The 26,582-nt window shown below is 71.9% G+C and carries 20 protein-coding genes; 12 read left to right on the top strand and 8 right to left on the bottom strand.

Translation table 11 applies throughout. The features are described 5' to 3' along the window. Positions 1 to 360 precede the first annotated feature (360 nt). Positions 361 to 3,507 carry an isoleucine--tRNA ligase gene (ileS, locus tag ACFYQQ_RS28110; RefSeq protein WP_355786815.1) on the bottom strand — a complete coding sequence of 1,049 codons (3,147 nt, stop codon included), beginning with the start codon at positions 3,505 to 3,507 and terminating at the stop codon, positions 361 to 363. 610 nt (positions 3,508 to 4,117) lie between these two features. Here ileS and ACFYQQ_RS28105 point away from each other — a divergent pair. From ACFYQQ_RS28105 to ACFYQQ_RS28080, 6 genes are all read left to right on the top strand, one after another. Beyond that, entirely contained in the window at positions 4,118 to 5,233 is a 1,116-nt protein-coding gene (locus ACFYQQ_RS28105) for a TraR/DksA C4-type zinc finger protein (protein ID WP_355786818.1), read from the top strand. 192 nt (positions 5,234 to 5,425) lie between these two features. Beyond that, a complete protein-coding gene (lspA, locus tag ACFYQQ_RS28100; RefSeq protein WP_356238881.1) occupies positions 5,426 to 6,052 on the top strand; it encodes a signal peptidase II in 627 nt (208 codons plus the stop codon). Between the two features lie 72 nt (positions 6,053 to 6,124). Beyond that, complete coding sequence (locus tag ACFYQQ_RS28095) at positions 6,125 to 7,069, top strand: RluA family pseudouridine synthase (protein ID WP_355794106.1); 945 nt, start codon at positions 6,125 to 6,127, stop codon at positions 7,067 to 7,069. Continuing rightward, positions 7,066 to 7,536, top strand: coding sequence for a GNAT family N-acetyltransferase (locus tag ACFYQQ_RS28090; RefSeq protein ID WP_355794107.1), 471 nt, complete (start codon positions 7,066 to 7,068; stop codon positions 7,534 to 7,536). The genes ACFYQQ_RS28095 and ACFYQQ_RS28090 overlap by 4 nt, the downstream gene beginning before the upstream one ends. A 136-nt stretch (positions 7,537 to 7,672) precedes the next feature. Further along, positions 7,673 to 9,259, top strand: a complete 1,587-nt coding sequence (locus ACFYQQ_RS28085) for a Na+/H+ antiporter (RefSeq protein WP_356170232.1) — start codon at positions 7,673 to 7,675, stop codon at positions 9,257 to 9,259. Between the two features lie 70 nt (positions 9,260 to 9,329). Then, positions 9,330 to 10,067 (top strand): SDR family oxidoreductase, encoded by a 738-nt coding sequence (locus tag ACFYQQ_RS28080; protein ID WP_355794405.1) that lies wholly within the window; start codon positions 9,330 to 9,332, stop codon positions 10,065 to 10,067. Positions 10,068 to 10,169: 102 nt separating this feature from the next. On the opposite strand, the gene ACFYQQ_RS28075 is transcribed toward ACFYQQ_RS28080, so the two are convergent. Beyond that, entirely contained in the window at positions 10,170 to 11,282 is a 1,113-nt protein-coding gene (locus ACFYQQ_RS28075; protein WP_355790112.1) for a mechanosensitive ion channel domain-containing protein, read from the bottom strand. A 105-nt stretch (positions 11,283 to 11,387) separates the two neighbouring features. On the opposite strand from ACFYQQ_RS28075, the gene ACFYQQ_RS28070 reads away from it, so the two are divergent. After that, the gene (locus tag ACFYQQ_RS28070; protein ID WP_355790115.1) at positions 11,388 to 11,957 is read left to right on the top strand and encodes a dienelactone hydrolase family protein; all 570 of its coding nucleotides are present in this window, start codon (positions 11,388 to 11,390) and stop codon (positions 11,955 to 11,957) included. A 30-nt stretch (positions 11,958 to 11,987) separates the two neighbouring features. Here ACFYQQ_RS28070 and ACFYQQ_RS28065 read toward each other — a convergent pair whose 3' ends face one another. The 5 genes from ACFYQQ_RS28065 to ACFYQQ_RS28045 all read right to left on the bottom strand — a co-directional run bounded on the left by ACFYQQ_RS28065 (position 11,988) and on the right by ACFYQQ_RS28045 (position 18,148). After that, the gene (locus tag ACFYQQ_RS28065) at positions 11,988 to 12,974 is read right to left on the bottom strand and encodes a zinc metalloprotease (RefSeq protein WP_355790118.1); all 987 of its coding nucleotides are present in this window, start codon (positions 12,972 to 12,974) and stop codon (positions 11,988 to 11,990) included. 315 nt (positions 12,975 to 13,289) lie between these two features. Next, a complete protein-coding gene (locus tag ACFYQQ_RS28060; protein WP_356170242.1) occupies positions 13,290 to 14,972 on the bottom strand; it encodes an alkaline phosphatase D family protein in 1,683 nt (560 codons plus the stop codon). Positions 14,973 to 15,098: 126 nt separating this feature from the next. Further along, the gene (locus tag ACFYQQ_RS28055; protein ID WP_388905459.1) at positions 15,099 to 15,911 is read right to left on the bottom strand and encodes a thioredoxin domain-containing protein; all 813 of its coding nucleotides are present in this window, start codon (positions 15,909 to 15,911) and stop codon (positions 15,099 to 15,101) included. 89 nt (positions 15,912 to 16,000) lie between these two features. Then, positions 16,001 to 16,687, bottom strand: a complete 687-nt coding sequence (locus tag ACFYQQ_RS28050; RefSeq protein ID WP_388905457.1) for a hypothetical protein — start codon at positions 16,685 to 16,687, stop codon at positions 16,001 to 16,003. A 132-nt stretch (positions 16,688 to 16,819) separates the two neighbouring features. Beyond that, positions 16,820 to 18,148, bottom strand: a complete 1,329-nt coding sequence (locus tag ACFYQQ_RS28045) for a DUF2252 domain-containing protein (RefSeq protein ID WP_355785878.1) — start codon at positions 18,146 to 18,148, stop codon at positions 16,820 to 16,822. Positions 18,149 to 18,394: 246 nt separating this feature from the next. Here ACFYQQ_RS28045 and dnaE point away from each other — a divergent pair, with 246 nt between their 5' ends. Continuing rightward, positions 18,395 to 21,934 (top strand): DNA polymerase III subunit alpha, encoded by a 3,540-nt coding sequence (dnaE, locus tag ACFYQQ_RS28040; protein ID WP_355785881.1) that lies wholly within the window; start codon positions 18,395 to 18,397, stop codon positions 21,932 to 21,934. A gap of 114 nt (positions 21,935 to 22,048) precedes the next feature. Here dnaE and ACFYQQ_RS28035 read toward each other — a convergent pair whose 3' ends face one another. Next, positions 22,049 to 22,222, bottom strand: a complete 174-nt coding sequence (locus ACFYQQ_RS28035) for a hypothetical protein (RefSeq protein ID WP_355785884.1) — start codon at positions 22,220 to 22,222, stop codon at positions 22,049 to 22,051. A gap of 230 nt (positions 22,223 to 22,452) precedes the next feature. Here ACFYQQ_RS28035 and ACFYQQ_RS28030 point away from each other — a divergent pair, with 230 nt between their 5' ends. From ACFYQQ_RS28030 to ACFYQQ_RS28015, 4 genes are all read left to right on the top strand, one after another. Continuing rightward, entirely contained in the window at positions 22,453 to 23,670 is a 1,218-nt protein-coding gene (locus ACFYQQ_RS28030) for an NYN domain-containing protein (RefSeq protein ID WP_356170255.1), read from the top strand. A gap of 103 nt (positions 23,671 to 23,773) precedes the next feature. Then, positions 23,774 to 24,745 (top strand): ABC transporter ATP-binding protein, encoded by a 972-nt coding sequence (locus tag ACFYQQ_RS28025; protein ID WP_356170257.1) that lies wholly within the window; start codon positions 23,774 to 23,776, stop codon positions 24,743 to 24,745. A gap of 116 nt (positions 24,746 to 24,861) precedes the next feature. After that, the gene (locus tag ACFYQQ_RS28020) at positions 24,862 to 25,683 is read left to right on the top strand and encodes an ABC transporter permease (protein ID WP_355793894.1); all 822 of its coding nucleotides are present in this window, start codon (positions 24,862 to 24,864) and stop codon (positions 25,681 to 25,683) included. Positions 25,684 to 25,717: 34 nt separating this feature from the next. Next, positions 25,718 to 26,374 carry an AAA family ATPase gene (locus ACFYQQ_RS28015; protein WP_356170260.1) on the top strand — a complete coding sequence of 219 codons (657 nt, stop codon included), beginning with the start codon at positions 25,718 to 25,720 and terminating at the stop codon, positions 26,372 to 26,374. Positions 26,375 to 26,582 lie beyond the last annotated feature (208 nt).

The raw sequence follows: 26,582 nt of genomic DNA, 5'->3' as shown, positions 1-26,582 counted from the left end.
GGGGGGGGGGGGGGGGCGCGCCGGGGGGCCCGGGTGGGGGGGGGGGGCGGGGGCGGCCCGGGTGCCCGGGGGGGGGGGGGGGGGGGGGGGGGGGTTTCCTCGCCCCCTCCGCCCCTTCCCGTCCCGTCCCCGGGGGCTGCGCCCCCGGACCCCCCTGTCGCGCTCCGCGCTCGTCCTCAAACGCCGGACGGGCTGGATATGCCCCGGGCCCTGTCGCGCTCCGCGCTCGTCCTCAAAACGCCGGACGGGCTGATTTGGCCCCTCCCGCGTCCCGAGCTGATGGACTCCGGACGGGCTGAACGTGCTCCAGCCCGTCCCGGGCTGGTGGGCCCCGGACGGGCTGGAACTGCCGCTGTCGCCTCAGTTCGCCTTGCGGAGGTGGAAGGTCAGGGTCAGAGGGGCGTCCGTGAAGGCGGGGCCGTAGGTGTCGTCGGGCTCGCCCTGGTTGAAGTCCGTGGCGAGGACCTCGTCGGCGATGAGGCCGGAGTGCTCGGACAGGGCCGCGATCACGGCCGGGTCCGTCGCCGTCCAGCGCAGGGCGATGCGGTCGGCCACGTCGAGGCCGCTGTTCTTGCGGGCCTCCTGGATCAGGCGGATCGCGTCACGGGCCAGGCCCGCCCGGCGCAGCTCCTCGGTGATCTCCAGGTCGAGGGCGACCGTCGCGCCCGAGTCGGAGGCGACCGACCAGCCCTCGCGGGGGGTCTCCGTGATGATCACCTCGTCCGGGGCGAGGGTGACCGTCTCGCCGTCGACCTCGACGGAGGCCGTGCCCTCGCGCAGGGCGAGGGACAGGGCGGCCGCGTCGGCGTTCGCGACGGCCTTGGCGACCGCCTGGACGCCCTTGCCGAAACGCTTGCCGAGGGCGCGGAAGTTCGCCTTGGCCGTGGTGTCGACCAGGGAGCCGCCGACCTCGGAGAGCGTGGCGAGGGAGGTGACGTTCAGCTCGTCCGTGATCTGGGTGTGCAGCTCCGGGTCGAGGGACTCGAAGCCGGTCGCGGCGATCAGCGCGCGGGACAGCGGCTGGCGCGTCTTGACGCCCGACTCCGCGCGCGTGGCACGGCCCAGCTCCACCAGGCGGCGGACCAGGACCATCTGCCGGGACAGCTCCGGGTCGACGGCGGACAGGTCCGCCTCCGGCCAGGACGACAGGTGCACCGACTCCGGGGCGCCCGGGGTGACCGGGACGACCAGGTCCTGCCAGACCCGCTCGGTGATGAACGGGGTCAGCGGGGCCATCAGGCGCGTGACGGTCTCGACGACCTCGTGCAGGGTCCGCAGGGCCGCCTTGTCGCCCTGCCAGAAGCGGCGGCGCGAGCGGCGCACGTACCAGTTGGACAGGTCGTCGACGAACGCCGACAGCAGCTTTCCGGCGCGCTGGGTGTCGTACGACTCCAGGGCCTGGGTCATCTGGTCGGTGAGCGCGTGCAGTTCGGACAGCAGCCAGCGGTCCAGGACCGGGCGGTCGGCCGGTGCCGGGTCGGCCTCGCTCGGGGCCCAGCCCGAGGTGCGGGCGTACAGGGCCTGGAAGGCCACCGTGTTCCAGTAGGTGAGGAGCGTCTTGCGGACGACCTCCTGGATCGTGCCGTGGCCCACCCGGCGGGCGGCCCAGGGCGAGCCGCCCGCGGCCATGAACCAGCGGACCGCGTCGGCGCCGTGCTGGTCCATCAGCGGGATCGGCTGAAGGATGTTGCCCAGGTGCTTGGACATCTTGCGGCCGTCCTCGGCGAGGATGTGGCCGAGGCAGACGACGTTCTCGTAGCTGGACTTGTCGAAGACGAGTGTGCCGACCGCCATCAGCGTGTAGAACCAGCCGCGCGTCTGGTCGATGGCCTCGCTGATGAACTGCGCCGGGTAGCGGCTCTCGAACAGTTCCTTGTTCTTGTACGGGTAGCCCCACTGCGCGAACGGCATGGAACCCGAGTCGTACCAGGCGTCGATGACCTCCGGGACGCGGGTCGCGGTGCGCCCGCAGCCGTCCTCGGGGCACGCGAACGTGACCGCGTCGATGTACGGGCGGTGCGGGTCCAGGCCCGACTGGTCGGTGCCCGTCAGCTCGGTCAGCTCGGCGCGGGAGCCCACGCAGGTGAGGTGGCCCTCCTCGCACGTCCACAGCGGCAGCGGGGTGCCCCAGTAGCGGCTGCGGGACAGCGCCCAGTCGATGTTGTTGTTCAGCCAGTCGCCGAAGCGGCCGTGCTTGACCGAGTCGGGGAACCAGTTGGTCTTCTCGTTCTCCTGGAGGAGACGGTCCTTGATGGCCGTGGTGCGGATGTACCAGGACGGCTGCGCGTAGTACAGCAGGGCCGTGTGGCAGCGCCAGCAGTGCGGGTAGCTGTGCTCGTACGGGACGTGCTTGAAGAGCAGACCGCGGGCGAGGAGGTCCTCGGTGAGCTTCTCGTCGGCCTTCTTGAAGAAGATCCCGCCCACGAGCGGCACTTCCTCCTCGAAGGTGCCGTCCCGGCGGATCGGGTTGACGACGGGGAGCCCGTACGCCCGGCAGACCTTGAGGTCGTCCTCACCGAAGGCGGGGGACTGGTGGACCAGACCCGTACCGTCCTCGGTCGTCACGTACTCGGCGTTGACCACGTAGTGGGCCGGCTCCGGGAACTCGACGAGTTCGAACGGACGTTGATAGGTCCAGCGCTCCATCTCGGCGCCGGTGAAGGTCTGTCCCGTGGTCTCCCAGCCCTCACCGAGCGCCTTCTCGACGAGCGGCTCGGCGACGACGAGCTTCTCCTCGCCGTTCGTCGCGACGACGTACGTGACGCCGGGGTGCGCGGCGACCGCCGTGTTGGAGACCAGCGTCCAGGGGGTCGTCGTCCACACCAGGAGCGCGGCCTCGCCGGCGAGCGGACCGGAGGTGAGCGGGAAACGGACGTACACGGACGGGTCGACGATCGTCTCGTAGCCCTGCGCCAGCTCGTGGTCCGACAGACCCGTCTCGTCGCGCGGGCACCACGGGGCGACGCGGTAGTCCTGGACCAGCAGGCCCTTGTTGAAGATCTCCTTCAGCGACCACCAGACGGACTCCACGTACTCGGGGTCCATCGTGCGGTAGGCGTCGTCGAGGTCGACCCAGTAGCCCATGCGGTTCGTGAGCTCGGTGAAGGCGTCCGTGTGGCGGGTCACCGACTCGCGGCACTTGGCGTTGAACTCGGCGATGCCGTACGCCTCGATGTCCTTCTTGCCGTCGAAGCCGAGTTCCTTCTCCACCGCGATCTCGACGGGGAGGCCGTGGCAGTCCCAGCCGGCCTTGCGGGCCACGTGGTAGCCGCGCATGGTGCGGAAGCGGGGGAACACGTCCTTGAAGACGCGCGCCTCGATGTGGTGGGCGCCCGGCATGCCGTTGGCGGTGGGCGGGCCCTCGTAGAACACCCACTCGGGGCGGCCCTCGGACTGCTCCAGGCTCTTGGCGAAGATCTTCTGCTCGCGCCAGAAGTCGAGCACGGCGTGCTCGAGGGCGGGCAGGTCGACCTGGGCGGGCACCTGGCGGTACGTCGGCGCTGTCATCGGCGAGCTTCCTCCAACGGACTTTCTGCCTTCCGTCGGAGGGACGAGAGCTCTGCTGCCGTAGCAACCCACGCCGTGTGCGGCGCGCTCCCGCGGTACCACCCTCCTTGGCCCTCCGGCGCGCGGTGTGCACCGGTGAGCCCCCTCATTGGGGTCGCGATGCCGGGTCTACTGGCCCCACGCGGGGTGTTCTTCCGGCGGCTCCGGGGTGATCTTCACGTCGCGCTGGCCCCCGGGCTTCCACCGCCCCCGGGTCGCTCCTGGCCGCCTACGCCGCTACTCGTCCCCATCCACGCTTCTCGCTCCGCCCAGTGTACGGCGCCCCGGGGACCGCGGCCGACCGGTTTCCCGGGGTCCCCGGCGGGCGCCCGCCGGCACCGCGCCGGCCTGCGGGCTGACCCGAATGGCGCGGTCCCCGGGTCCGGATCGCGGGACGCCGTACTCGGCGGATTACCCGGCGGGGAGCTGGGCACAACGCTTGCAGGCTCGCCGCGCGACACGCGTGGGGCGGGCGAATCGTTGGCGTGCCCCGTTGCCGCGGGCCTGAAGTCGATTTATCGTCCCAGCACGATTCGCGAGCAAGATCACAATATGTGAAGGGGCCGCGGCCATGGTGGCGAAAAAGACCGCCGTACAGCAGTCGGCGTCCGGCAGATCCACGGGTCCGGCGGCCAAGGACATGGAGGGCGGGAAGCAGACCGGGGGGCGGGCCCGGGGGACCACGGCGTCGGCCGCGCGACCGGCTTCCGCGAAGATCTCCGCCGAGGACGCCCCCGCCGGGGAGGCGCCCGGCGCGAAGACGGCGGCCGGGAGGAAGCGGGCCGCCGGGACGGCGGGCGGGAAGACGTCGGCCGCGCGGAAGGGTGCCGGGAAGGCGTCCGCCGCGAAGACGGCCGGCGGGAAGTCCGCCGCCGGGAAGGACGCGGGCGCGGCACGGACCGCCGGGCCCGAGGCGGCTCCGGCGGAGGTGGCGGAAGGCGGCAGGACGGCGCGGGCGAAGACGCCGGCGAAGAAGGCCCCGGCCAGGAAGGCGCGGGCGGCCGGGGGCGGGAGCGGCGCGGAGCACGAGGCGGACGGGCGGGGCCCGGCGAAGGACGCCGCGACGCCGGGCGCCGGGAACAACGGCACCACCAGGAGGGCCGGCGCGAGGAGCGCGGCCGGCAGGAGCAGCACAACCGACAAGGCGGCCGCCTCCGCGGCCGAGGGCGCGGCCGAGGCCGCGAAGAAGACGGGAGCCACGACGGTGGTTGCGAAGAAGACCCCTGGCACGGCCACGGCGGCGAAGAATCCCAGCGCGGTTCCCAAGGCGCGGCTCGCGGCGGCGGAACCCGGCGAGCTCGCGGTGCGCCCGGGCGAGGACCCCTGGACTCCCGAGGAGGTCGAGGAGGCCCGCGCGGAGCTGGCGTCCGAGGCGGTCCGGCTGGGCGCCGAGATCACCGCCTCCGAGGAGGCACTGGCCGGCCTGATGCGGGACTCCGGTGACGGCGCCGGCGACGACGAGGCCGACACCGGCACCAAGAACATCACCCGCGAGCACGAGATGTCCCTCGCGGCCAACGCGCGCGAGATGCTCGACCAGACCGAGCGTGCCCTGCTCCGCCTCGAAGCGGGCACGTACGGCCTGTGCGAGAACTGCGGCGAGCCCATCGGGAAGGCCCGTATGCAGGCCTTCCCGCGCGCCACCCTGTGCGTGGAGTGCAAGCAGAAGCAGGAGCGCCGTTACTGACCGGCCGGTGACGGGTTCCCGGCGCCGCGTCCGGCGCGCGCCGCCGGGTCGCTCGGTGCCGGCCACGGACCGGGCCCCGGGCCGGTCCCGGATCGGCCGCCGCCGGGGCCTCAGGGGCCTCCTGAGCACGTGGCCGCCGGGGCCCGTGCCGTACTCTCGTCCTCAGTCAGGCACCTAGGTTGAGGGACTCACGTGGCAGAGGCGGAGCGCATCATCGGTACGCCGGAAACCCCAGACGCGTCGGGGGCCGAGCCGGACCAGCCCGACGGGGACACGGCGCCGGCCGAGCGCCCGGGCTCCGAGGGGCCGTCGGACGCGCCCGCGCGACCCAGGGGCGGGCGGCGCATCGCCGTGCTGTTCACGGTCGCCGCGCTGGCCTACGCCCTCGACCTCGTGAGCAAGATGCTCGTGGTCGCGAAGCTGGAGCACCACGCGCCGATCGAGATCGTCGGGGACTGGCTCAGGTTCGAGGCGATCCGCAACGCGGGCGCGGCCTTCGGTTTCGGTGAGGCCTTCACCATCATCTTCACCGTGATCGCGGCCGCCGTGATCGTGGTCATCGCCCGGCTCGCGCGCAAGCTCTACAGCCTGCCGTGGGCGATCGCGCTCGGCCTGCTGCTGGGCGGCGCGCTGGGCAACCTGACCGACCGGATCTTCCGGGCGCCCGGCGTCTTCGAGGGCGCGGTCGTCGACTTCATCGCCCCCAAGCACTTCGCCGTCTTCAACCTCGCGGACTCGGCGATCGTCTGCGGCGGCATCCTGATCGTGCTGCTGTCCTTCCGCGGGCTGGACCCGGACGGCACCGTCCACAAGGACTGACGGCCCCGTTCACGGGCACTGGCGTTCGGGTTCTGGTCAGGGGGTGCCGGGCCCGTCCGGCATACTCGACGGGTGAGCACGATTCCCGAGATCCGTACCCTGCCCGTGCCGGACGGCCTGGAGGGCGAGCGTGTCGACGCCGCCATCTCCCGCATGTTCGGCTTCTCCCGTACGAAGGCGGCCGAGCTGGCCGCGGCAGGCAAGGTGCTGGTCGACGGCACGGTGGTCGGCAAGTCCGAACGGGTGCACGGCGGCGCCTGGCTCGAGGTGGAGATGCCGCAGGCGCCCGCACCCGTGCAGGTCGTCGCCGAGCCCGTCGAGGGCATGGAGATCGTGCATGACGACGACGACGTGCTCGTGATCGTCAAGCCCGTCGGTGTGGCCGCCCACCCCAGCCCCGGCTGGTCCGGGCCGACCGTGATCGGCGGCCTGGCCGCCGCCGGGTACCGGATCTCGACCTCGGGCGCCGCCGAGCGCCAGGGCATCGTGCACCGGCTCGACGTGGGCACCTCGGGCCTGATGGTGGTCGCCAAGTCGGAGTACGCGTACACCTCGCTCAAGCGCCAGTTCAAGGAGCGCACGGTCGACAAGCGCTACCACACGCTGGTCCAGGGCCACCCGGACCCGACGAGCGGCACCATCGACGCCCCCATCGGACGGCACCCGAACCACGACTACAAGTGGGCGGTGACCGCCGAGGGCAAGCCCTCCGTCACGCACTACGACCTGGTGGAGGCGTTCCGCGCGGCGTCGCTCCTCGACGTCAAGCTGGAGACCGGCCGCACCCACCAGATCCGCGTCCACATGGCCGCCCACCGCCACCCCTGCGTCGGCGACCTGACCTACGGCGCGGACCCGACCCTCGCCAAGCGCCTCGGGCTCACCCGGCAGTGGCTGCACGCCGTGCGCCTCGGCTTCGAGCACCCCGGCGACGGCCAGTGGGTGGAGTTCGGGAGCGAGTACCCGCAGGACCTCCAGCAGGCGTTGGACAAGGTGCGTGAGGAAAGCAACGCATGAGCGAGGGCTACGTGCTGCGCGTCGCCGAGGACACCGCCGACCGTGAGGCGTGCTTCGCGGTCCGCAAGGAGGTCTTCGTCGTCGAGCAGGGAGTCCCCCAGGACGTGGAGTACGACGCGTACGACGCGGGCGGCGCCCTGCACGTGCTCGCGGTGCGCGACGACGGTGTGCCGCTGGGCACCGGGCGGCTCCTGTACGGCGAGGAGGCCGCGGCCAGGACCGGCGGCGACCCGGCCGTCGGATCCCTCGGCCGCCTCGCGGTGAAGCGGGAGGCGCGCGGACTCGGTGTCGGTGCCGCGCTGGTGCGCGCCATCGAGGACGCGGCACGCGGGCGTGGACTGGCCGCGGTGGACCTGCACGCGCAGACCCATGCCCTCGGGTTCTACGAGCGGCTCGGCTACGTGGCGTACGGCCCGGAGTTCCCCGACGCGGGAATTCCGCACCGGTCGATGCGGCGGTCCCTGTAGCGCGGGGCGCTCGTCCGGTCCTGCCGGTGGCGTGCGGCGCTCCCGGGGGCCCGCCGTCGCGGCGTTCGGATTCGGCGCGTGGCACGCTGGACGTCTGGCAGTTCTTGATCGTCTAGACCGTCGGAGCGCTGAGACCGTGGATCAGTTGGCCCTGCTGTTCGTGCTGCTGCTCGGGGCCGTCGTGAGTGTCCCGGTCGGTGACCGGTTCAGGCTGCCCGCCCCGGTCCTGATGACACTCCTCGGGATCGTGCTGGCCCTGCTGGACTTCGTCCCGAACGTGGACATCCCGCCGGACCTGATCCTGCCCGCCCTGCTGCCGCCCCTGCTGTACGCGGCCGTGCGGCGGACCTCGTGGAGACAGTTCGCGGCCAACAAGCGGCCGATCTTCCTGCTCGCCGTCGCGCTCGTCTTCGTCACGACGGCGGTGGTGGCGGCCGTCGCCGGCGCGATCGTGCCGGGTCTGCCGGTCGCCGCCGCCGTCGCGCTCGGCGCCCTGGTCGCGCCGCCCGACCCGGTGGCGGCGACCGCCGTCGCGGGACAGCTCGGGCTGCCCCGCCGGCTGGTGTCGATCCTGGAGGGCGAGGGCCTGTTCAACGACGTGACGGCCATCGTGCTCTACCACGTCGCCATCGCCGCCGCCGTCAGCGGGACGTTCTCCCTGCCGGGCGCCGCCCTCGACTTCCTGCTGTCCGCCGTCGTCGCCCTCGTCATCGGCGTCGCGCTGGGCTGGGGCGCCAACAAACTCATGGACCTGCTCGGCGACCCCACCCTGCAGATCGGCCTGACCCTGCTGGTGCCGTACGCCTCCTACGTCCTCGCGGAGGAACTCCACGGCTCCGGGGTGCTGGCCGTGCTGACCACGGCGCTCTTCCTGGCCGAGTACTCCACCGACGCCGACGACGTGATGACGAGGCTCGCCGGGCACACCTTCTGGGACGTGGTGGACACCCTGGTCACCGGCGTCGCCTTCGGGCTCATCGGGCTGGAGCTGCACAACGCCATCAGGACCGCCGAGGGGCACTGGGGCGAGATGCTCGGCTGGGCCGGGGCCGTCGTCCTCGTGGTCGTCCTCGTCCGGCTGGCCTGGCTGCTGCCGGCGACCTGGCTGACCCAGCGCCTGCACGCGAAGCGGGACTACGACGAGGACATCCCGACCTCCTGGCGCGAGACCGTGGTGATGTGGTGGGCGGGGATGCGGGGCGTGGCCTCGGTGGCCCTGGCGCTGGCGATCCCGCTGAAGATGGACGACGGCTCGCCGTTCCCGAACCGGGACGAGATCATCTTCATCGCCTTCGGGGTGATCATGGCGACGCTCGTCCTCCAGGGCCTCACCCTCCCGTTCCTGGTCAGGAAGCTCGGCGTGCGCCCCGACGTCGACAGTGAGAAGGAGTTCGAGAAGGGCCTGGCGATCCGCGCGGCCAAGGCCGCCAAGCGCAGGCTGAAGGAGATCGAGGAGGTGGAGGAACTGCCGGAGGAGCTGTCCGAGCAGTTGCTGCGCCGGGCCTTCGACATCGGGCTGCGGATCAGCCCCGAGCTGGGTGACGACGAGCGGCGCGAGGCGCACGAGCAGCGGGCCCGGCGGATCAGGCGGGTCCGGCGCATCCAGGCGGAGATGATGAGCGCCGCCCGGCACGAGGTGCTGTCCGCGCGCAGCGAACCGGGGGCCGACCCGGAGATCGTGGACCGGGTGCTGCGCCATCTGGACGTGCGCAGTCTGCGCTGAGGCTGTTCCGGCGCGCGGCCGGCGGCCGCGGGACCGGCGCGGGCCCCAACGGCCTTTGTACGATCGGCGCATGGCACGCAACGTGGTGATCAGCGGCGGCGGTACGGGGATCGGGCTGGCGGCGGCGCAGGCGTTCGCGGCGGACGGGGACCGGGTCCTGCTGCTCGGCCGCCGGGGCGACGTGCTGGAGCGGGCGGCCGTACCCGGGGCGCTGGCCTTCGCGGCGGACCTCAGCGACCCCGAGGACGTACGCGAGGCCGCCGCCTTCGTCGCGTCCGAACTCGGCACCGTGGACGTGCTGGTGCACAGCGCCGGCGGCAACGGCAGCCGCGAGACGGCGCCCGACGAGGACCCGCTGGAGGCGCTCGCGCGCACCTGGAGCGTCAACTTCCGGCTCAACACCCTGACCGCCGCGCTGCTGACCGAGGCGCTGCGGGACCGGCTCGCCTCGCCCGGCGGGAGGGTGCTCTTCCTGAGCTCCATCGCCGCCTACCGGGGGTCGGGCGCCGCGGCGTACGCGGCGTCCAAGGCGGCGCTGCATCCGTACGCGTTCGCCCTGGCCCGGGAGCTGGGACCGCGCGGCGTCACGGTCAACGTGGTGGCGCCCGGCTACGTGGAGGACACCGAGTTCTTCGGCACCGGTCTCGACGCGGAGCGGCGGGCGCGGCTCGTGGCGGAGACCTCGACGGGCCGCGTGGGTACGCCCGGTGACGTCGCGTCGACCCTGCACTGGCTGGCGTCGCCGGCCGCCGGGCACGTGACCGCCCAGGTGATCCAGGTCAACGGCGGGGCGGAACGCGGCCACTGAGCGGCACCCGGCGGATGTGCGGCGGGGCCCGGCGGCCACCTCACGTGGTCGCCGGGCCCCGCCGTTTCGCATTCCCGCGGGCGTCCGCCTCGCGGCGTGGGTTCAGCCGCGTCCGGTGCGCGGTGTCTCGTGGACGCGCCGGGGCGCGCCGTCGAAGGGCGAGCGGCCGTTGCGGCGGCTCGGCAGCAGCACGGCGTCGGCGGTGTTGACCCGGGGCAGCGCGTACGGGTGCTCCTGCGTCAGCCAGCGGATCATCTGCTCGCGCACCGTGACCCGTACGGTCCAGATGTCGTCCGCGTCCTTCGCGGTCGCCAGGGCGCGGACCTGCAGGGTGCTGGGCGTGGTGTCGGTCACCGCGAGGCCCCAGTCACGGCCGTCCCAGGCGGGGCACTCCCGCAGGATGTCGCGCAGCTTCTCGCGCATCAGCGGCACGGGAGCGGTGTGGTCGAGGTGGAAGAAGACGATGCCGGTCATCTGGGAGCTGCCGCGCGACCAGTTCTCGAACGGCTTCGACGTGAAGTACGACACGGGCATCGTGATCCGGCGCTCGTCCCAGGTCCGTACCGTCAGGAACGTGAGCGTGATCTCGTCGACCACGCCCCACTCGCCGTCCACCACGACCGTGTCACCGAGGCGGACCATGTCGCCGAAGGCGATCTGCAGACCGGCGAAGAGGTTGCTGAGGGTGGACTGGGCGGCGACACCGGCGACGATGCCGAGGATGCCCGCAGAGGCCAGCAGCGAGGCGCCGGCCGCCCGCATCGCCGGGAACGTGAGCAGCATCGCGCTGACCGCCATCACCCCGACGATCGCGGTGACCACCCGCTGGATCAGCGACACCTGCGTGCGCACCCGGCGGACCCGGGCGGGGTCGCGGTGGGCGTTGGCGTAGCGCGAGTACGAGGTCTGGACGATCGCCGCGGCGATGCGCACCACCAGCCAGGCGGTCGCACCGATGAGGACCAGGGTCAGGGCGCGGCCTATGCCGACGAGGTGGTCCCGGAACAGCGACACCTCGTCGTAGGCCCCTCTGAGCAGGGCGGAGCACAGGACGAGCTGGAAGGGGACACGGCCGCGGCGCAGCAGGCCCCACATCGGGGTCTCGTGGTGGCGGGCGTCGGTTCGTCGCAACAACTGGTCGACGGCCCAGCCGACGACCAGAGTGAGGACGACCGAGCCGCCGACGACGATCAGCGGGCGCAGTACGTTCTCCATGCCTGCGCGCCTAACCGGGACGGGCCCACCTCAACCTGTGATCTATGTCCGGTTCCGGGTACGGGCCGGTCCGTCACTGTGGGTGCGGGCTGGCACCATGGCCTCATGAACATCATGCTCTTTCACTCGGCCTACGGGCTGCGCCCCGCGGTGCGAGCGGCGGCGGAGCGGCTGCGCGCGGCGGGACACGAGGTGTGGACCCCCGATCTCTTCGAGGGCCGGACCTTCGAGACCGTCGAGGAGGGCATGGCCTTCAAGGACGGGATCGGCAAGGACGAGCTGCTCAAGCGCGCGATCCTGGCCGCCGCGCCCTACTCGGAGCGGGGACTGGTGTACGCGGGCTTCTCCTTCGGCGCCTCGGTCGCGCAGACCCTGGCCCTCGGCGACGACAAGGCCCGCGGGCTGCTGCTCCTGCACGGCACCTCGGACATCGCGGAGAGCGCCTCGGTCGACGAACTGCCGGTCCAGCTGCACGTCGCCGAGCCCGACGCCTTCGAGACGGACGACTGGCTCAGCGCCTGGTACCTCCAGATGCAGCGCACCGGCGCCGACGTCGAGATCTACCGCTACGCCGGCGCCGGGCACCTCTACACCGACCCGGACCTGCCGGACTTCGACGCGGAGGCGGCCGAGGCCACCTGGCGGGTGGCGCTCGGCTTCCTCGACTCGCTCTAGGGTCGTGTCCGGTTCAGGGGGCTACGCGGCTCAGCCGGCGGCCCGGTACGCGGCCCAGCTCTGCTGCATGCGCGTCACCTGGCCGGCGGTGAACTGGTACATGCACGCGTCGTACGTGTAGTCCATGAAGTTGTGGATCGGGTCGACGCCCGTCTTGTTGGTGCAGGTGTCGCGTCCGGTCGGGCACTCGAACGCGGCGCTCTTCTCGGCCGGCGTGTCGGTGACGTAGTCGCCGTTGCCGTTGCAGCCGCCCTGGAAGGTGTGGTAGAGCCCCATCCAGTGGCCGACCTCGTGCGTGGCGGTGTCGCCCTCGTCGTAGTTGGTGGCCGAGCCGCCGGGCAGCGACGCGTCGAGGACGACGACACCGTCCATGGAGGGGCTGGTCTTGTAGGAGCTGGGGAAGGTGGCCCAGCCGAGCAGCCCGCCGCCGAGGTTGGCGGTGTAGATGTTGAGGGCGTTGGCGCCGCCCTTGCGGAGGGCGGACTTCATCGCCTTCTCCGCGGTCGAACCCGAACTCAGGTTGTACCAGGACGCGTTGTCCGTGTAGTCGGTTCCGGCCAGCGTGAACTGGTAGCCCGAGTCGGTGTTGCCGGTGCCCTGGCCCGCGTACGCGGCGTTCAGGACGCTGAGCTGGCTGCTGATCTGGGCCGAGCTGAGCTGCCCGGTGGCGCCGTCGTGGATGACGTGGAAGTACACCGGGATGGTGGTCGACGCGGCCGCCGCGGACAGGCTCTGGCCGCTCGCGCGCAGCTTGTCGAGCTTCTTGTGCAGATCGGCGTCCATGGCCTGGGCCTTGGCCTGGGTGAGCTCGTTCGGCTCGGCCCGGTGCTCGCCGGCCTTGGGGCGGGCCTCGCGGGCGAGGGAGCTCACGTCGTCGGCGCAGTCGGCGGCCGGAGTCTTGGCCGCCGCGAGGCCGGTGGGGGCGGAGAGCGGAGCGAGCATGAGGGTTCCGGCCACGACGGCCGTGCCGAGAAGGCGTCTGCGCAGATGGGGGGATATTCGGGCAAGCGCACGCATGCTGACTCCTAGCGGATGCGGTGGGGAGGGCCTTTCTGGCCGCCGCCGGGAGATTACGTGGACATGATGAATCTTGAAGAGAATCGTTTAGGCCCAATCAAACGTCAGGCAAACAAGGGCAATTGGGGGAAGAAATTCGGTCCCCGTCCGAAGTTTGAGATGTAGACGTAATGGGCGCGGTAACCACGGCGGGTGGTGTGTCCGGATTCGGACCGTGCTCGGCACCACCCGCCGTAGTGGCGTGATCTTCCGTTAACAGGGCTCAGTCGATGCGCAGGTGGCCGAAAGTCGCCCCTCGTACACCTCGCCGTCGCGCTAGCGCACCGGCGCGTACACCCGCTCGATCTTCTGCGTACCGCTGCGCGTGCGGTACGAACGCGCCCAGGACGAGGTCGCGTCCGGGTCCCGGCGGTCGGAGAGCACGTAGTAGTCCATCTGCGCGCGGTCCGCGGTGAGGTCCAGGACGCCGTAGCCGTGGCGGTCCGTGTCGACCCAGTGGACGTGCCGGTTGGCGGCCCGGATCAGCGGCGAGGCCACCGTGGAGACGGTCCCCTCGGGCACCTTCACGATGTCGTCGAGATTGTCCGAGGTGACAGAGGTGACGACGAACTCCGTGGCCGCCGAGGGCGACAGTGGATACGTGCCCGCGTCGACCGGCACGTCGTTGGCCCAGGCCATGTGGATGTCGCCGGTCAGGAAGACGGTGTTGCGGATCGCGTGGGAGCGCAGGTGGGCGAGGATCTCCCGGCGGTCGTCCGTGTACCCGTCCCACTGGTCGGTGTTGAGGGCGATGCCCTCCTGCGGCAGCCCGAGCAGCTTGGCGAGCGGCTTGAGCAGATCGGCGGGCAGGGCGCCCACCGCGAACGGCGAGATCATCACCGAGTTGCCGACCAGCCGCCAGGTGGTGTCCGAGCTCTGCAGACCCGCCTTGAGCCAGTCGAGCTGCGCCCGGCCCGTGAGCGTACGGTCCGGGTCGTCCACCGAACCGCTGCCCGTGGACGCCTGCTGGGAGCGGAAGGAGCGCAGGTCCAGCAGCGAGAGATCGGCCAGCTTGCCGAAGCGCAGCCGGCGGTAGGTGGTGCCCTCGATCGCCGGGCGGACCGGCATCCACTCGAAGTACGCCTGCTTCGCGGCCCGTTGGCGCGCGGACCAGGCACCCTCGGCGCCCTCGGTGTGGTTCACCGCGCCGCCCGACCACGCGTTGTCGGCGAACTCGTGGTCGTCCCAGATCGCGACGACCGGCGCCGTGTGGTGCAAGGCCTGGAGGTCCGGGTCGGTCTTGTAACGCCCGTGCCGGACGCGGTAGTCGGCCAGGGTGACGATCTCGTGCGCCGGGGCGTGCGGCCGGACGACCGTGCCCCGCGTCGCGTACTCGCCGGACTTGTACTCGTAGATGTAGTCGCCCAGGTGCAGCCAGGCGTCCAGGTCGCCGCGCGCGGCGAGGTGGCGGTACGGCGAGAAGAAACCGGCCTCCCAGTTGGCGCAGGAGACCACGCCGAAGCGCATCCCGGACACGGCGGCGTCGTGGGCCGGGGCGGTGCGGGTGCGGGCGGCGGGCGAGTCGGTGCCGCCGCAGGAGAAGCGGAACCAGTAGTCGGTGGCCGGCGCCAGGCCGCGGATGTCGGCCTTGACCGTGTGGTCGGAGGCGGCCGACGCGGTGGTGGAGCCCTTGGCGACGACGGTGCCGAACGACCGGTCCTCGGCGACGGTCCAGGACACCTCGACGTCGGGGCCGAGCCCTGAACCGGGTATCGCCTCGGACGTGGGCGTCACCCGGGTCCACAGCAGGATCCCGTCGGGCAGCGGATCGCCGGAGGCGACGCCGTGCAGGAAGGCCGGGGTCTCGGCGGCGGCGCGGGCCGGGACTGCGGCGGCGAGCGGAGCGCCGAGGACGGCGGTGGCGGCCGCGGCCTTGACGACCGTACGGCGGCGGGGGGCGCGCAACTCGGCGGCGCCCACGGGGTGTTGCGGCTCGGTGGATCTGTATCGACTGGTCACGGACGATCAGATTACTGACCGGTACGGCGTCTGAGCGGGCGAACCGCGGAAAGTTCGCCCGCTCTTCGGCTGCCGGACCGTCAGGTTTCCGGCCGGCGGCCCCCGGGACCCGTCGGCCGGCGCCCGTCAGCCCTTGAGCGCCTTGTCGATCGCCGTCCGGTACTCGGCCACGGTCATCGGCGCGGTCTTGCCGTCCGAGCCGACCACTGCCTTGCCGTCCATCTTCAGCGTCGGGGTCGCGGAGACCCCGCTCTTGTCGAACGTCTCGGACATGTCGAGCGCCCAGCGGTCGTAGGTGCCGTCCTCGACCGCCTTCCGGAACTCCTTGTTGCCCTTCAGGGCGTCGACCGTGTCCGCGACCTTGATCAGGTAGGCGTCGTCCTTGAACTTGTCGTCCGACTCCTCGGGGTGGTACTTCGCCGAGTAGAGGGCGGTCTTGTACTCCAGGAACGCGTCCGTGCTGACGTTCAGGGCGGCGCCCATGGCGCTCAGGGCGTTCTTCGACCCCTCGCCCTGGGCGTTGTTGTCGATGAACGTGGCCCCGATGTACCGGATCTTGTACTTGCCGTCCGCGACGTCCTTGTCGACGGTCGAGCCGACCGTCTGCTCGAAGCTCGCGCAGATCGGGCAGCGCGGGTCCTCGTACATCTCCAGCGTCTTCGCGGCGTCGCTCTTGCCGATGACGACGGTCGTGCCCTTGGCGCCGGTCGTGTGGGCGGGCTTGACCAGCCTGTCGTCCTTGGCCGCCTCCCAGTAGCCGGGCTTGTTGTTCTGCACGACGGTGTACCCGATGCCGCCGGCTATCGCGAGGACGCCGACGACCGAACAGGCCACGACGACCTGCCGCTTGACCTTGGTGCGCCGGGCCTCGCGCTCGCGCTCCTGGCGCAGCCGCTCACGGGCCGCCATCTTCGACGCCTGGCTGTTCCGCTTGCTCATAGTGGTGATCTCCATGGGGGACGCGCACACGTCGTGCGCGCGACAGGTAGGGGGGACTGCTGGTGCTCGGGATGTTCGCCGGTTCCCGCTCAGGCGGGAAGGGCCGAGCGGGGCGGTCCACGCCGTCCCAGGGAGTGCACGAAGAGCAGGGTCCGGGCGGCGCCGGTCCGGCGGACGGGGCGCGCCAGCCGGCGGGCCGGGGCGAGCGGCACGCCGACGGAGGCGACGGCGAGCGACAGCGGCCGGAAGGTGGCGGCGCCGACCGCGCGCAGCAGCTGGGCCAGGGCCCGCTCGCCGCGCCGCAGCCAGGCGGCCGCGAGCAGCCCGACGCCGACGTGGGCGCCGAGGAGCAGCCAGGCGGCGCCCGGGTCGGCGTGCGCCAGCAGGGCCGCCGCGCCGTCGCCGTGCCCGGCGGTCACGCGGGCCAGCGGGGTGCCGACCTCACCGCCGCCGCACAGCACGTCGAGGCCGACGGAGCGCAGCGGGCCGGCGACCGGTCCGCCGGCCCGGCCGTAGCAGACGTGCTGGCCGGTGGTGAACACCGTGTCGGCGGCCAGTTCCAGGGGGATCAGCAGGACCGCGATCCGGCCGAAGCCGCGCTCGCGGCCCGCCAGCGCGTACGCGACGGCGAAGACGGCGCCGGTGATCGCCGCCACGGTGCTCAGGGGCAGCGGAGCCCGGGACAGCAGCACGTGCGACGCGGTCGAGAGCGTCACGACGACTGCCGTGAACAGAGCCGCCCGAAGGGCTCTGAGCTGGGTCCCGGATATGTCCATAGCGCTGGAGAGTGTCCCACGGGCCGCCGTAAGGGCCCCCTAAAGGGTTCCTGTGCGTTACGGGAGCGTTGTACGGCGTCCCGCGCGGCGGCGGCCCGGACCGGCCGCGGGTCCCGCGGCCGGGGCGGAGGGCTACAGGCCGGGGATCCGGCCGTTGCGGAAGAGGTCCACGAAGATCTGGTGGTCGGCACGCGCGCGTGCGCCGTAGTCGTGCGCGAAGTCCACCAGGAGGTCCGCGAAACCGTCCTCGTCGGCGGCGATCGCCGCGTCGATGGCGCGCTCCGTGGAGAACGGCACCAGGTCCGAGTGGCCGCTCTCGTCGTCCGCCGCCGCGTGCATCGTCGCCGTGGCACGCCCGAGGTCCGCGACGACCGCCGCGATCTCCTCCGGGTCGTCGATGTCGCCCCAGTCGAGGTCGACCGCGTACGGCGAGACCTCGGCGACCAGCTGGCCCGCCCCGTCCAGCTCGGTCCAGCCCAGCCACGGGTCGGCGTGCGCCTGAAGGGCGCGCTGCGAGATGACCGTGCGGTGGCCCTCGTGCTGGAAGTAGTCACGGATCGAGGCGTCCGTGATGTGCCGGGACACGGCCGGGGTCTGCGCCTGCTTGATGTAGATCACGACGTCGTTCTCCAGGGCGTCGCTGTTGCCCTCCAGGAGGATGTTGTACGACGGCAGGCCGGCCGAGCCGATGCCGATGCCGCGCCGGCCCACGACGTCCTTCACCCGGTAGGAGTCGGGGCGGGACAGGGAGGACTCCGGGAGCGTCTCCAGGTAGCCGTCGAAGGCGGCGAGCACCTTGTAGCGGGTGGCCGCGTCCAGCTCGACCGAGCCGCCACCCTCGGCGAAGCGGCGCTCGAAGTCGCGGATCTCCGTCATCGAGTCCAGCAGCCCGAAGCGGGTCAGCGAACGCGCCAGGCGCAGGGCGCCCAGCAGCGGGCCCTCGGCGGTGTCCAGCGTGAAGGGGGGCACCTCGTCGCTCTTCGCGCCCGTGGACAGGGCGCGGACGCGCTCGCGGTAGGCGGTGGCGTAGACCCTGACCAGCTCGGTGATCTGCTCGTCGCTCAGCGCCTTCGCGTAGCCGATCAGCGCCACGGAGGCGGCGAAGCGCTTGAGGTCCCAGGTGAAGGGTCCGACGTAGGCCTCGTCGAAGTCGTTCACGTTGAAGATCAGGCGGCCCTGGGCGTCCATGTACGTGCCGAAGTTCTCGGCGTGCAGGTCGCCGTGGATCCACACCCGCGAGGTGCGGTCGTCCAGGTACGGGCCGCCCCGCTTCTCCGCGTCCAGGTCGTGGTAGAAGAGGCAGGCCGTGCCCCGGTAGAACGCGAAGGCGCTGGCCGCCATCTTGCGGAACTTCACGCGGAACGCGGCCGGGTCGGCGGCCAGGAGCTCGCCGAAGGCGGTGTCGAAGACGGCGAGGATCTGCTCGCCGCGTTGCTCGGCGCTGAGCTGCGGGACCGACATCGCTGGGTGCCTCCTGGTGCAGGTGATGCGTGACATGGGGGACGGTCGCGCCGCCCTCTCTGGGACGGACGGCCCCGTCCACTTCCAACGGACGAAGGTACGCGGGAGTGCCCGCGTCCCCCGCACGAAGGTACGGGGGAGAGCCCCCGGAGTGTCAGTGCCGAGGCATAGACTTCGACGCTGTCCCCCCAGACTGTCCGCAGCCTGTCGACGAGTGTTCTTCTGTTCTTCCTGGAGGCCGAAGCCGTGTCAAAGCCGCCGTTCACGCACCTGCACGTCCACACCCAGTACTCGCTGCTGGACGGTGCCGCGCGGCTCAAGGACATGTTCGCCGCCTGCAACGAGATGGGCATGACGCACATCGCGATGAGCGACCACGGCAACCTCCACGGGGCCTACGACTTCTTCCACACGGCGCAGAAGGCGGGCGTCACCCCGATCATCGGCATCGAGGCGTACGTCGCCCCGGAGTCCCGGCGCAACAAGCGCAAGATCCAGTGGGGCCAGCCCCACCAGAAGCGCGACGACGTGTCCGGTTCGGGTGGTTACACGCACAAGACGATCTGGGCGGCGAACAAGACGGGCCTGCACAACCTCTTCAGGCTCTCCTCGGACGCGTACGCCGAGGGCTGGCTGCAGAAGTGGCCGCGCATGGACAAGGAGACCATCTCCCAGTGGTCCGAGGGGCTCATCGCGTCAACCGGCTGCCCGTCCGGCGAGCTGCAGACCCGGCTGCGCCTCGGCCAGTTCGACGAGGCCCTGAAGTCGGCCGCCGAGTACCAGGAGATCTTCGGCAAGGACCGCTACTTCCTGGAGCTGATGGACCACGGCATCGAGATCGAGCGCCGGGTCCGTGACGGCCTGCTGGAGATCGGCCGCAAGCTCGGCATCCCGCCCCTGGTCACCAACGACTCGCACTACACGTACGCGCACGAGGCGACCGCCCACGACGCGCTGCTGTGCATCCAGACCGGCAAGAACCTCTCGGACCCCGACCGCTTCCGCTTCGACGGCACCGGCTACTACCTGAAGTCCACGGACGAGATGTACGCCATCGACTCCTCGGACGCCTGGCAGGAGGGCTGCGCCAACACCCTCCTGGTCGCCGAGCAGATCGACACCAGCGGCATGTTCGAGGCCAAGAACCTCATGCCGAAGTTCGACATCCCGGAGGGCTACACCGAGGTCACCTGGTTCCAGGAGGAGGTCCGGGTCGGCATGAACCGCCGCTACCCGGGCGGGGTGCCCGAGGACCGCCAGAAGCAGGCGGAGTACGAGATGGACGTCATCATCCAGATGGGGTTCCCGGGGTACTTCCTCGTCGTCGCCGACTTCATCATGTGGGCCAAGAAGAACGGCATCGCGGTCGGCCCCGGCCGAGGCTCCGCGGCCGGCTCGATCGTCGCCTACGCCATGGGCATCACCGACCTCGACCCGATCGAGCACGGGCTGATCTTCGAGCGGTTCCTCAACCCCGAGCGCGTCTCCATGCCCGACGTCGACATCGACTTCGACGAGCGCAGGCGCGTCGAGGTGATCAGGTACGTGACCGAGAAGTACGGCGCCGACAAGGTCGCCATGATCGGCACGTACGGCAAGATCAAGGCGAAGAACGCCATCAAGGACTCCGCGCGCGTGCTGGGCTACCCGTACGCGATGGGCGACCGGCTCACCAAGGCCATGCCCGCCGACGTCCTCGGCAAGGGCATCGACCTGAACGGCATCACCGACCCCTCGCACCCGCGGTACAACGAGGCCGGCGAGATCCGCGCGATGTACGAGAACGAGCCGGACGTCAAGAAGGTCATCGACACCGCCAAGGGCGTCGAGGGACTGGTCCGGCAGATGGGCGTGCACGCGGCCGGCGTGATCATGTCCAGCGAGCCCATCGTGGACCACGCCCCGATCTGGGTGCGGCACACCGACGGCGTCACCATCACGCAGTGGGACTACCCCCAGTGCGAGTCGCTCGGCCTGCTCAAGATGGACTTCCTGGGCCTGCGCAACCTGACCATCATGGACGACGCCGTCAAGATGGTGGAGGCCAACAAGGGCGTCAAGCTGGAGCTCCTCGAGGTCCCGCTGGACGACCCCAAGACCTACGAGATGCTCTGCCGCGGCGACACCCTCGGCGTGTTCCAGTTCGACGGCGGCCCGATGCGCTCGCTGCTGCGCCAGATGCAGCCCGACAACTTCGAGGACATCTCCGCCGTCTCGGCCCTGTACCGGCCCGGTCCGATGGGCATGAACTCGCACATCAACTACGCCGAGCGCAAGAACGGGCGCCAGGAGATCACCCCGATCCACCCGGAGCTCGAAGAGCCCCTGAAGGAGACGCTGGGCCTGACCTACGGCCTCATCGTCTACCAGGAGCAGGTGCAGAAGGCCGCCCAGATCATCGCCGGGTACTCGCTCGGCGAGGCCGACATCCTGCGCCGCGTGATGGGCAAGAAGAAGCCCGAGGAGCTGGCGAAGAACTTCACGATCTTCCAGGCCGGCGCCAAGAAGAACGGCTTCTCGGACGAGGCGATCCAGGCCCTGTGGGACGTCCTGGTGCCCTTCGCCGGCTACGCGTTCAACAAGGCGCACTCCTCCGCGTACGGCCTGGTCACCTACTGGACCGCCTTCCTCAAGGCCAACTACCCGGCCGAGTACATGGCGGCCCTGCTGACCTCGGTCAAGGACGACAAGGACAAGTCGGCCGTCTACCTGAACGAGTGCCGGCGCATGGGCATCAAGGTCCTGCCGCCCAACGTGAACGAGTCCGAGCACAACTTCGCCGCCCAGGGCGACGACGTGATCCTCTTCGGCCTCTCCGCCGTCCGCAACGTCGGCACGAACGTGGTCGAGGCGATCATCCGCGGCCGCAAGGCCAAGGGGAAGTACACGTCGTTCCCCGACTACCTCGACAAGGTGGAGGCGGTCGCCTGCAACAAGCGCACCACCGAGTCGCTGATCAAGGCGGGCGCGTTCGACACGATGGGGCACACCCGCAAGGGCCTCACCGCGCAGTACGAACCGATGATCGACAACGTGGTGCAGGTCAAGCGCAAGGAGGCCGAGGGGCAGTTCGACCTCTTCGGCGGGATGGGCGACGACGCCGCGGACGAGCCGGGCTTCGGACTCGACGTCGAGTTCACGACCGACGAGTGGGACAAGACCTATCTCCTCGCCCAGGAGCGGGAGATGCTCGGCCTGTACGTCTCCGACCACCCGCTCTTCGGACTGGAGCACGTCCTGTCCGACAAGGCGGACGCGGGCATCTCCCAGCTCACCGGCGGCGAGCACGCGGACGGCGCCGTGGTGACCATCGGCGGCATCATCTCCGGTCTCCAGCGCAAGATGACCAAGCAGGGCAACGCCTGGGCCATCGCGACGGTGGAGGACCTCGCGGGTTCCATCGAGTGCATGTTCTTCCCGGCGACGTACCAGCTGGTGTCGACCCAACTGGTCGAGGACGCCGTGGTGTTCGTCAAGGGACGCCTCGACAAGCGCGAGGACGTGCCGCGGCTCGTCGCGATGGAGCTGATGGTCCCCGACCTGTCGAACGCGGGCACCAACGCGCCCGTCATCCTGACCATCCCGGCCGTGAAGGTCACCCCGCCCATGGTCAGCCGGCTCGGCGAGATCCTCAGTCACCACAAGGGCGACAGCGAGGTCCGCATCAAGCTCCAGGGCCCCCGCAAGACGACCGTACTGCGGCTCGACCGGCACCGGGTGAAGCCCGATCCCGCGCTGTTCGGCGACCTGAAGGTGCTGCTCGGACCGTCCTGCCTGGCCGGCTGACCCACCGGGGGGCGGCGCCGCGAGAGGCGGCGGGACGGACGCGGCGAGGGGCGCACCCACAGGCGGGTGCGCCCCTCGATGTGTGCTCGGGCTTCAACAGCCCCGGCGCCCGCCTCAGTTGTGGCCGAAGCGCTTCTGGTGCTTGCGGGCGACGTCGGCGGGGCTGCCCTGCACCTGAGCCAGCTGCGCTGCCTCGGTGGCGGTGGAACGCGTGTGCTCCGGAGCCTGGTCGGGCTGCGTGGAGCGGTCCTGGGCGGCGCCCTGCTTGCGGTTCTTGTTCTTGGCCATGGGGATCTGCCTCCTGAAGGGGGTCTAGGGGCCAGGGCCGGAACCAGATTCACACGGGCCGACAACCCGCGCATGTCGGACAATCACCGTGCGTGACAAGCGCAGTGGAGGACCGATACACCGCTGCGCCACGCCGAAGATCGAGTTCGGGCCGTTAACCTTCGCGCCGTCGGGCAGACTCGAAGCAGGCCCGAAGCAAACCTCCCGGAAACCGGAAAGAGGGTGGACCCGTGGACCGCTGCATCGTCCTGGTGGACGCCGGGTACCTGCTCGGGGCTGCCGCCAGTCTTCTCGCCGGGGAACCCTCTCGCTCCCGGATCACCGTCGACCACGCCGCCCTCATCCAGGGGCTGCGCGAGCGCGCCGAGTCCGACACGGAACGGCCCCTGCTGCGCATCTACTGGTTCGACGGCGCCCCCGACCGCGTACCGCAGCCCGAGCACCGCAGACTCCGGGTGATGCCCCGCGTCACGGTGCGCCTGGGCGCGCTGACCCGCAGCGACGGGCGGTGGGCGCAGAAGGGCGTCGACGCCGCCATGCACGCCGAACTGACCGAACTGGCCCGCAACCGCGCCTGCTCCGACGTGGTCCTGGTCACCGGCGACGGGGACCTGCTGCCCGGCATGATGGCCGCGAAGGAGCACGGGGTCGCCGTCCACCTGTGGGCCGTGCAGGCCGCGGACGGCGACTACAACCAGTCGGAGGACCTGGTTGCCGAGGCGGACGAGCGCCGCGTGCTGGACCGGGTCTGGATCACAAAGGCCGTCCGCGCCAAGGAGGTCGGCGGGATCTGCGCGCCGCCGCCCGTGCCGCGGCCCGAGATCGCCGCCATTCTCTCCGCGCCGCTGCCCGAGTCCGCGCTCGCCGCCGCGGCCGAACGCTCCCAGGAGCGGGCCGAGCACGTCACGGCCGAGGAGCCGCGCGACACCGTGCAGGAGCGGGTCCCCGCCCCCAAGGGCGTCCCGACCCCCAAGGACCTGGCCGCCCTGCGCGGGCCCGGCACCCAGCCCGCCCAGCACCCGACGACCGCGACCCTGCGCTGGTCCTCCGACAAGGGCTGGGTCGAGCGCCCGGGCGGCGGCGGGGAGTCCGCCGAGGCCGCCGCGCTGCCCACCCTCGCCCAGCTCACCTCCGCCGAGCAGCGCTGGGCGGACCGCGAGGAGGACATCACCACCGTCGGTGGCGACCCGTACGAGGTCGGGCAGGTGTTCGCGCGCCGGTGGATGGCGCGGCTCACCGACCAGTCCCACCTGCAGAAGCTCTCGGCGATGTACCCCCGCGTCCCGCACCGGGTGGACGGGGAACTGCTGCGGTACGCGGCCCGCTTCGGCCTCCTCGCCCACAAGGACGACCAGATCGACGAGCACGACCGGTACGCGATCCGGGCCGGCTTCTGGCGCGAGATCGACGTGCGTACGGCGGCCGAGCACGCGCCCGCGGGGGAGTGAGCCACGGCCCCGGGCGCATAACGGGGCATCGGACCCCGTAGGCTCGTCCCTCGTGAGTACGCGCACGGCACAGTCAGTCCGCAGGGGACACGGTGGTGCCGTCGTGTGTGCCGTGCGGGGCCTGACGAAGACCTACCCGGCGGTGCGCGGACGGCGCGGCAGCCCCGCGACACCCGAGGTGCGGGCCAACGACGAGGTGCGCCTCGACATCCGGCGCGGGGAGATCTTCGGACTCCTCGGGCCCAACGGCGCCGGCAAGTCCACCCTCGTACGCCAGCTGACCGGGCTGATGCGGCCCGACAGCGGCAGCGTCGAGATCCTCGGGCACGACATCGTGCGCCACCCGGAGCGGGCGGCGCGCATCCTCGCGTACCTCGGGCAGGAGTCCACCGCCCTCGACGACCTGACCGTGTCCCTCGCCGCGGAGACGACCGGGCGGCTGCGCGGCCTCGAACTGCGGCAGGCGCGCGCCGAACGGGACGCCGTCCTGGACGAGCTCGGCCTCGCCCCCCTCGCCTCCCGCCCGCTGCGCAAGCTCTCCGGCGGACAGCGGCGGCTGGCCTGCTTCGCCGCCGCCCTGGTGGGCCGGCGGCCGCTGCTCGTCCTGGACGAGCCCACCACCGGCATGGACCCCGTCGCCCGCCGCGCCGTGTGGGCCGCCGTCGACCGGCGCCGCGCCGAGCACGGCACGACCGTCCTGCTGGTCACCCACAACGTCATCGAGGCCGAGACGGTGCTCGACCGGGTCGCCGTCCTCGACCGGGGCCGGGTCATCGCCTGCGACACCCCGGCCGGGCTGAAGGAGCAGGTCGCCGGGGAGGTGCGGGTCGATCTCGTCTGGCGGCAGAGCGCCCCGCTCGAGGTCCCCGAGGTCGCCGCGCTGCGCGACCGCGCCGTCGAGTCCGGCCGCCGCTGGACGCTGCGGCTCGCGCCCGAGGAGGCCCGCGCGGCCGTCGCCACGGTCACCGGGGGCGCCGCCTTCGCCGCCCTGGACGACTTCACGCTGGCCACGCCGAGCCTGGAGGACGTGTACCTCGCGCTCGGCGGGAACGGGCAGGGGCTGGTGAGATCGTGAGCGCACGGACCGCGGCATCCGTACGTGAGGCCGAGGACGCCCCCGGGCACCGCCCGGGCGGGGCCACGGACACCGGTGGCCAGGACGGCTGCCGGAGCGAAGAGGAGCAGCCCGACGTGAGTGTCGTACCCGCCGGCGTCCTGCCGGGCAGCGCGCCGCCCCTGGCCGAGGACGCCGGCGACGCCGCGGAGCTGGGGCCGCGGGCCCGCCTGTGGCCGTCGCTGGCCGCCGTGTACCGGGCGCAGCTCTCCCGGGCCCGGGTCGCGCGCATCCCGCTGCTGTTCGTCGCCACCTTCCAGTCCGTCGGCATCATGATCCTGATGCGCGGCGTGGTGGACGGCGGCGGCGAGGCACGGTCCGTGGTGGCCGGGGCCTCGGTCCTGGTCGTCGCCTTCGTCGCCCTGAACCTGCTCGCCCAGTACTTCGGGCAGCTCCGCGCCGGCGGCGGACTCGACCACTACGCCACGCTCCCGGTGCCGCCCGCTGCGGTGGTGCTCGGCGCGGCGGGCGCGTACGCCTCCTTCACCGTCCCCGGGACCTTCGCCACCGCCCTCTTCGGCTGTGTCCTCTTCGGGCTGCCGATGACCCACCTGTGGGTGCTCGTCGCGGTGATCCCGCTCGCCGGTGCCGCCCTCGCCGGGCTCGGCGCCGCACTCGGGCTGCTCGCGCCCCGGCCCGAACTCGCCACGCTCCTCGGCCAGCTGGGGATGTCGGCGGCGCTGCTGCTCGGGGTGCTCCCGCCGGAGCGGCTGCCGACGGTGGTCCAGTACGCCCGCGACCTGCTGCCGTCGACGTACGGCGTCGAGGCCTTCGCGCGGACCTTCGACGCCCACCCCGACTGGGCCTTCGTCCTGGGCGACCTCGCGGTGTGCGCCGGGGTCGGCGTCGCCTCGCTGGCCGTCGCGACCTGGGCCTACCGCCGGGCGGCCGTCCGGTGACGCGGCCGACGGCGGGGCCTGGCACGATGTCAGGGTGACCGCACCGCTGACTCCGCCTCCGCCGCCGCACCAGGGTCCCCCGCACGATGCCTGGCAGGCGCCCCCCGCCGCCGGGACGTCCGCGTACGAGCAGGACGGCCCCGGGATGAAGACCGAAGTGCTGGAGGCCGCCGCGGTCACCGTCGCGGTGGCGCTCGCCGGGGTGCTGCTCGGTCTGCTGTGGTGGTGGCTGGCCCCGCACGTCCCGCTCGTCGGCGGCCTCGTCGACAAGAAGTGGGTCGTCTACTTCAAGGACACCGAGGGCGAGCAGGCGATCGGTGTCGACGGAACGTTTACCCTCCTCGCGGTCGCGTTCGGCGCGGTCAGCGCGCTGGGCGTGTTCCTGATGCGGCGGCGCGGGGGCGTGCCGCTCGTGGTCGGGCTCGCCGTGGGCGGGCTGCTCGGGTCGCTGCTGGCCTGGCGGATCGGGGTGTGGCTCGGGCCCACCCAGAACGTGATCGCCCACGCCCAGGCCGTGGGCAAGGGGGTCACCTTCTCCGCCCCGCTGAAGCTGAACGCCAAGGGGGCGCTGCTGGCGTGGTCCCTGGCGGGGCTGGTGGTGCATCTGGGGCTCACCGCGTTGTTCGGGCCCCGGGATCCGGAGCCGTACCCCTCGCCGTACGGGACGGCCACGCCTCCGGCGGGGTCGTAGGGGGCCGGCGGGCGCCGATGCGGGGCCGAGGTGAGGGCGTTTCGCCCCCTCGGCCCCTTCCCGTCCCGTTCCCGGGGGCCGCGCCCCGGACCCTGCGCGCTCGTCCTCGGACGCCGGACGGGCCGACGTGCCCAGCGACCTTATGCCGGGCGCCTGCCGTGGTTCGGGCGGCCCTTGCGCGTGCGCCATTTCCGCTTGCGGGTTCGTT

This window comes from Streptomyces sp. NPDC005496 (assembly GCF_042872045.1).
In the GTDB taxonomy this organism is placed as follows: Bacteria; Actinomycetota; Actinomycetes; order Streptomycetales; family Streptomycetaceae; genus Streptomyces.
The sequence above is the reverse complement of the archived record's forward strand: the minus strand, read 5'-3'. Positions and strand labels throughout refer to the sequence as shown.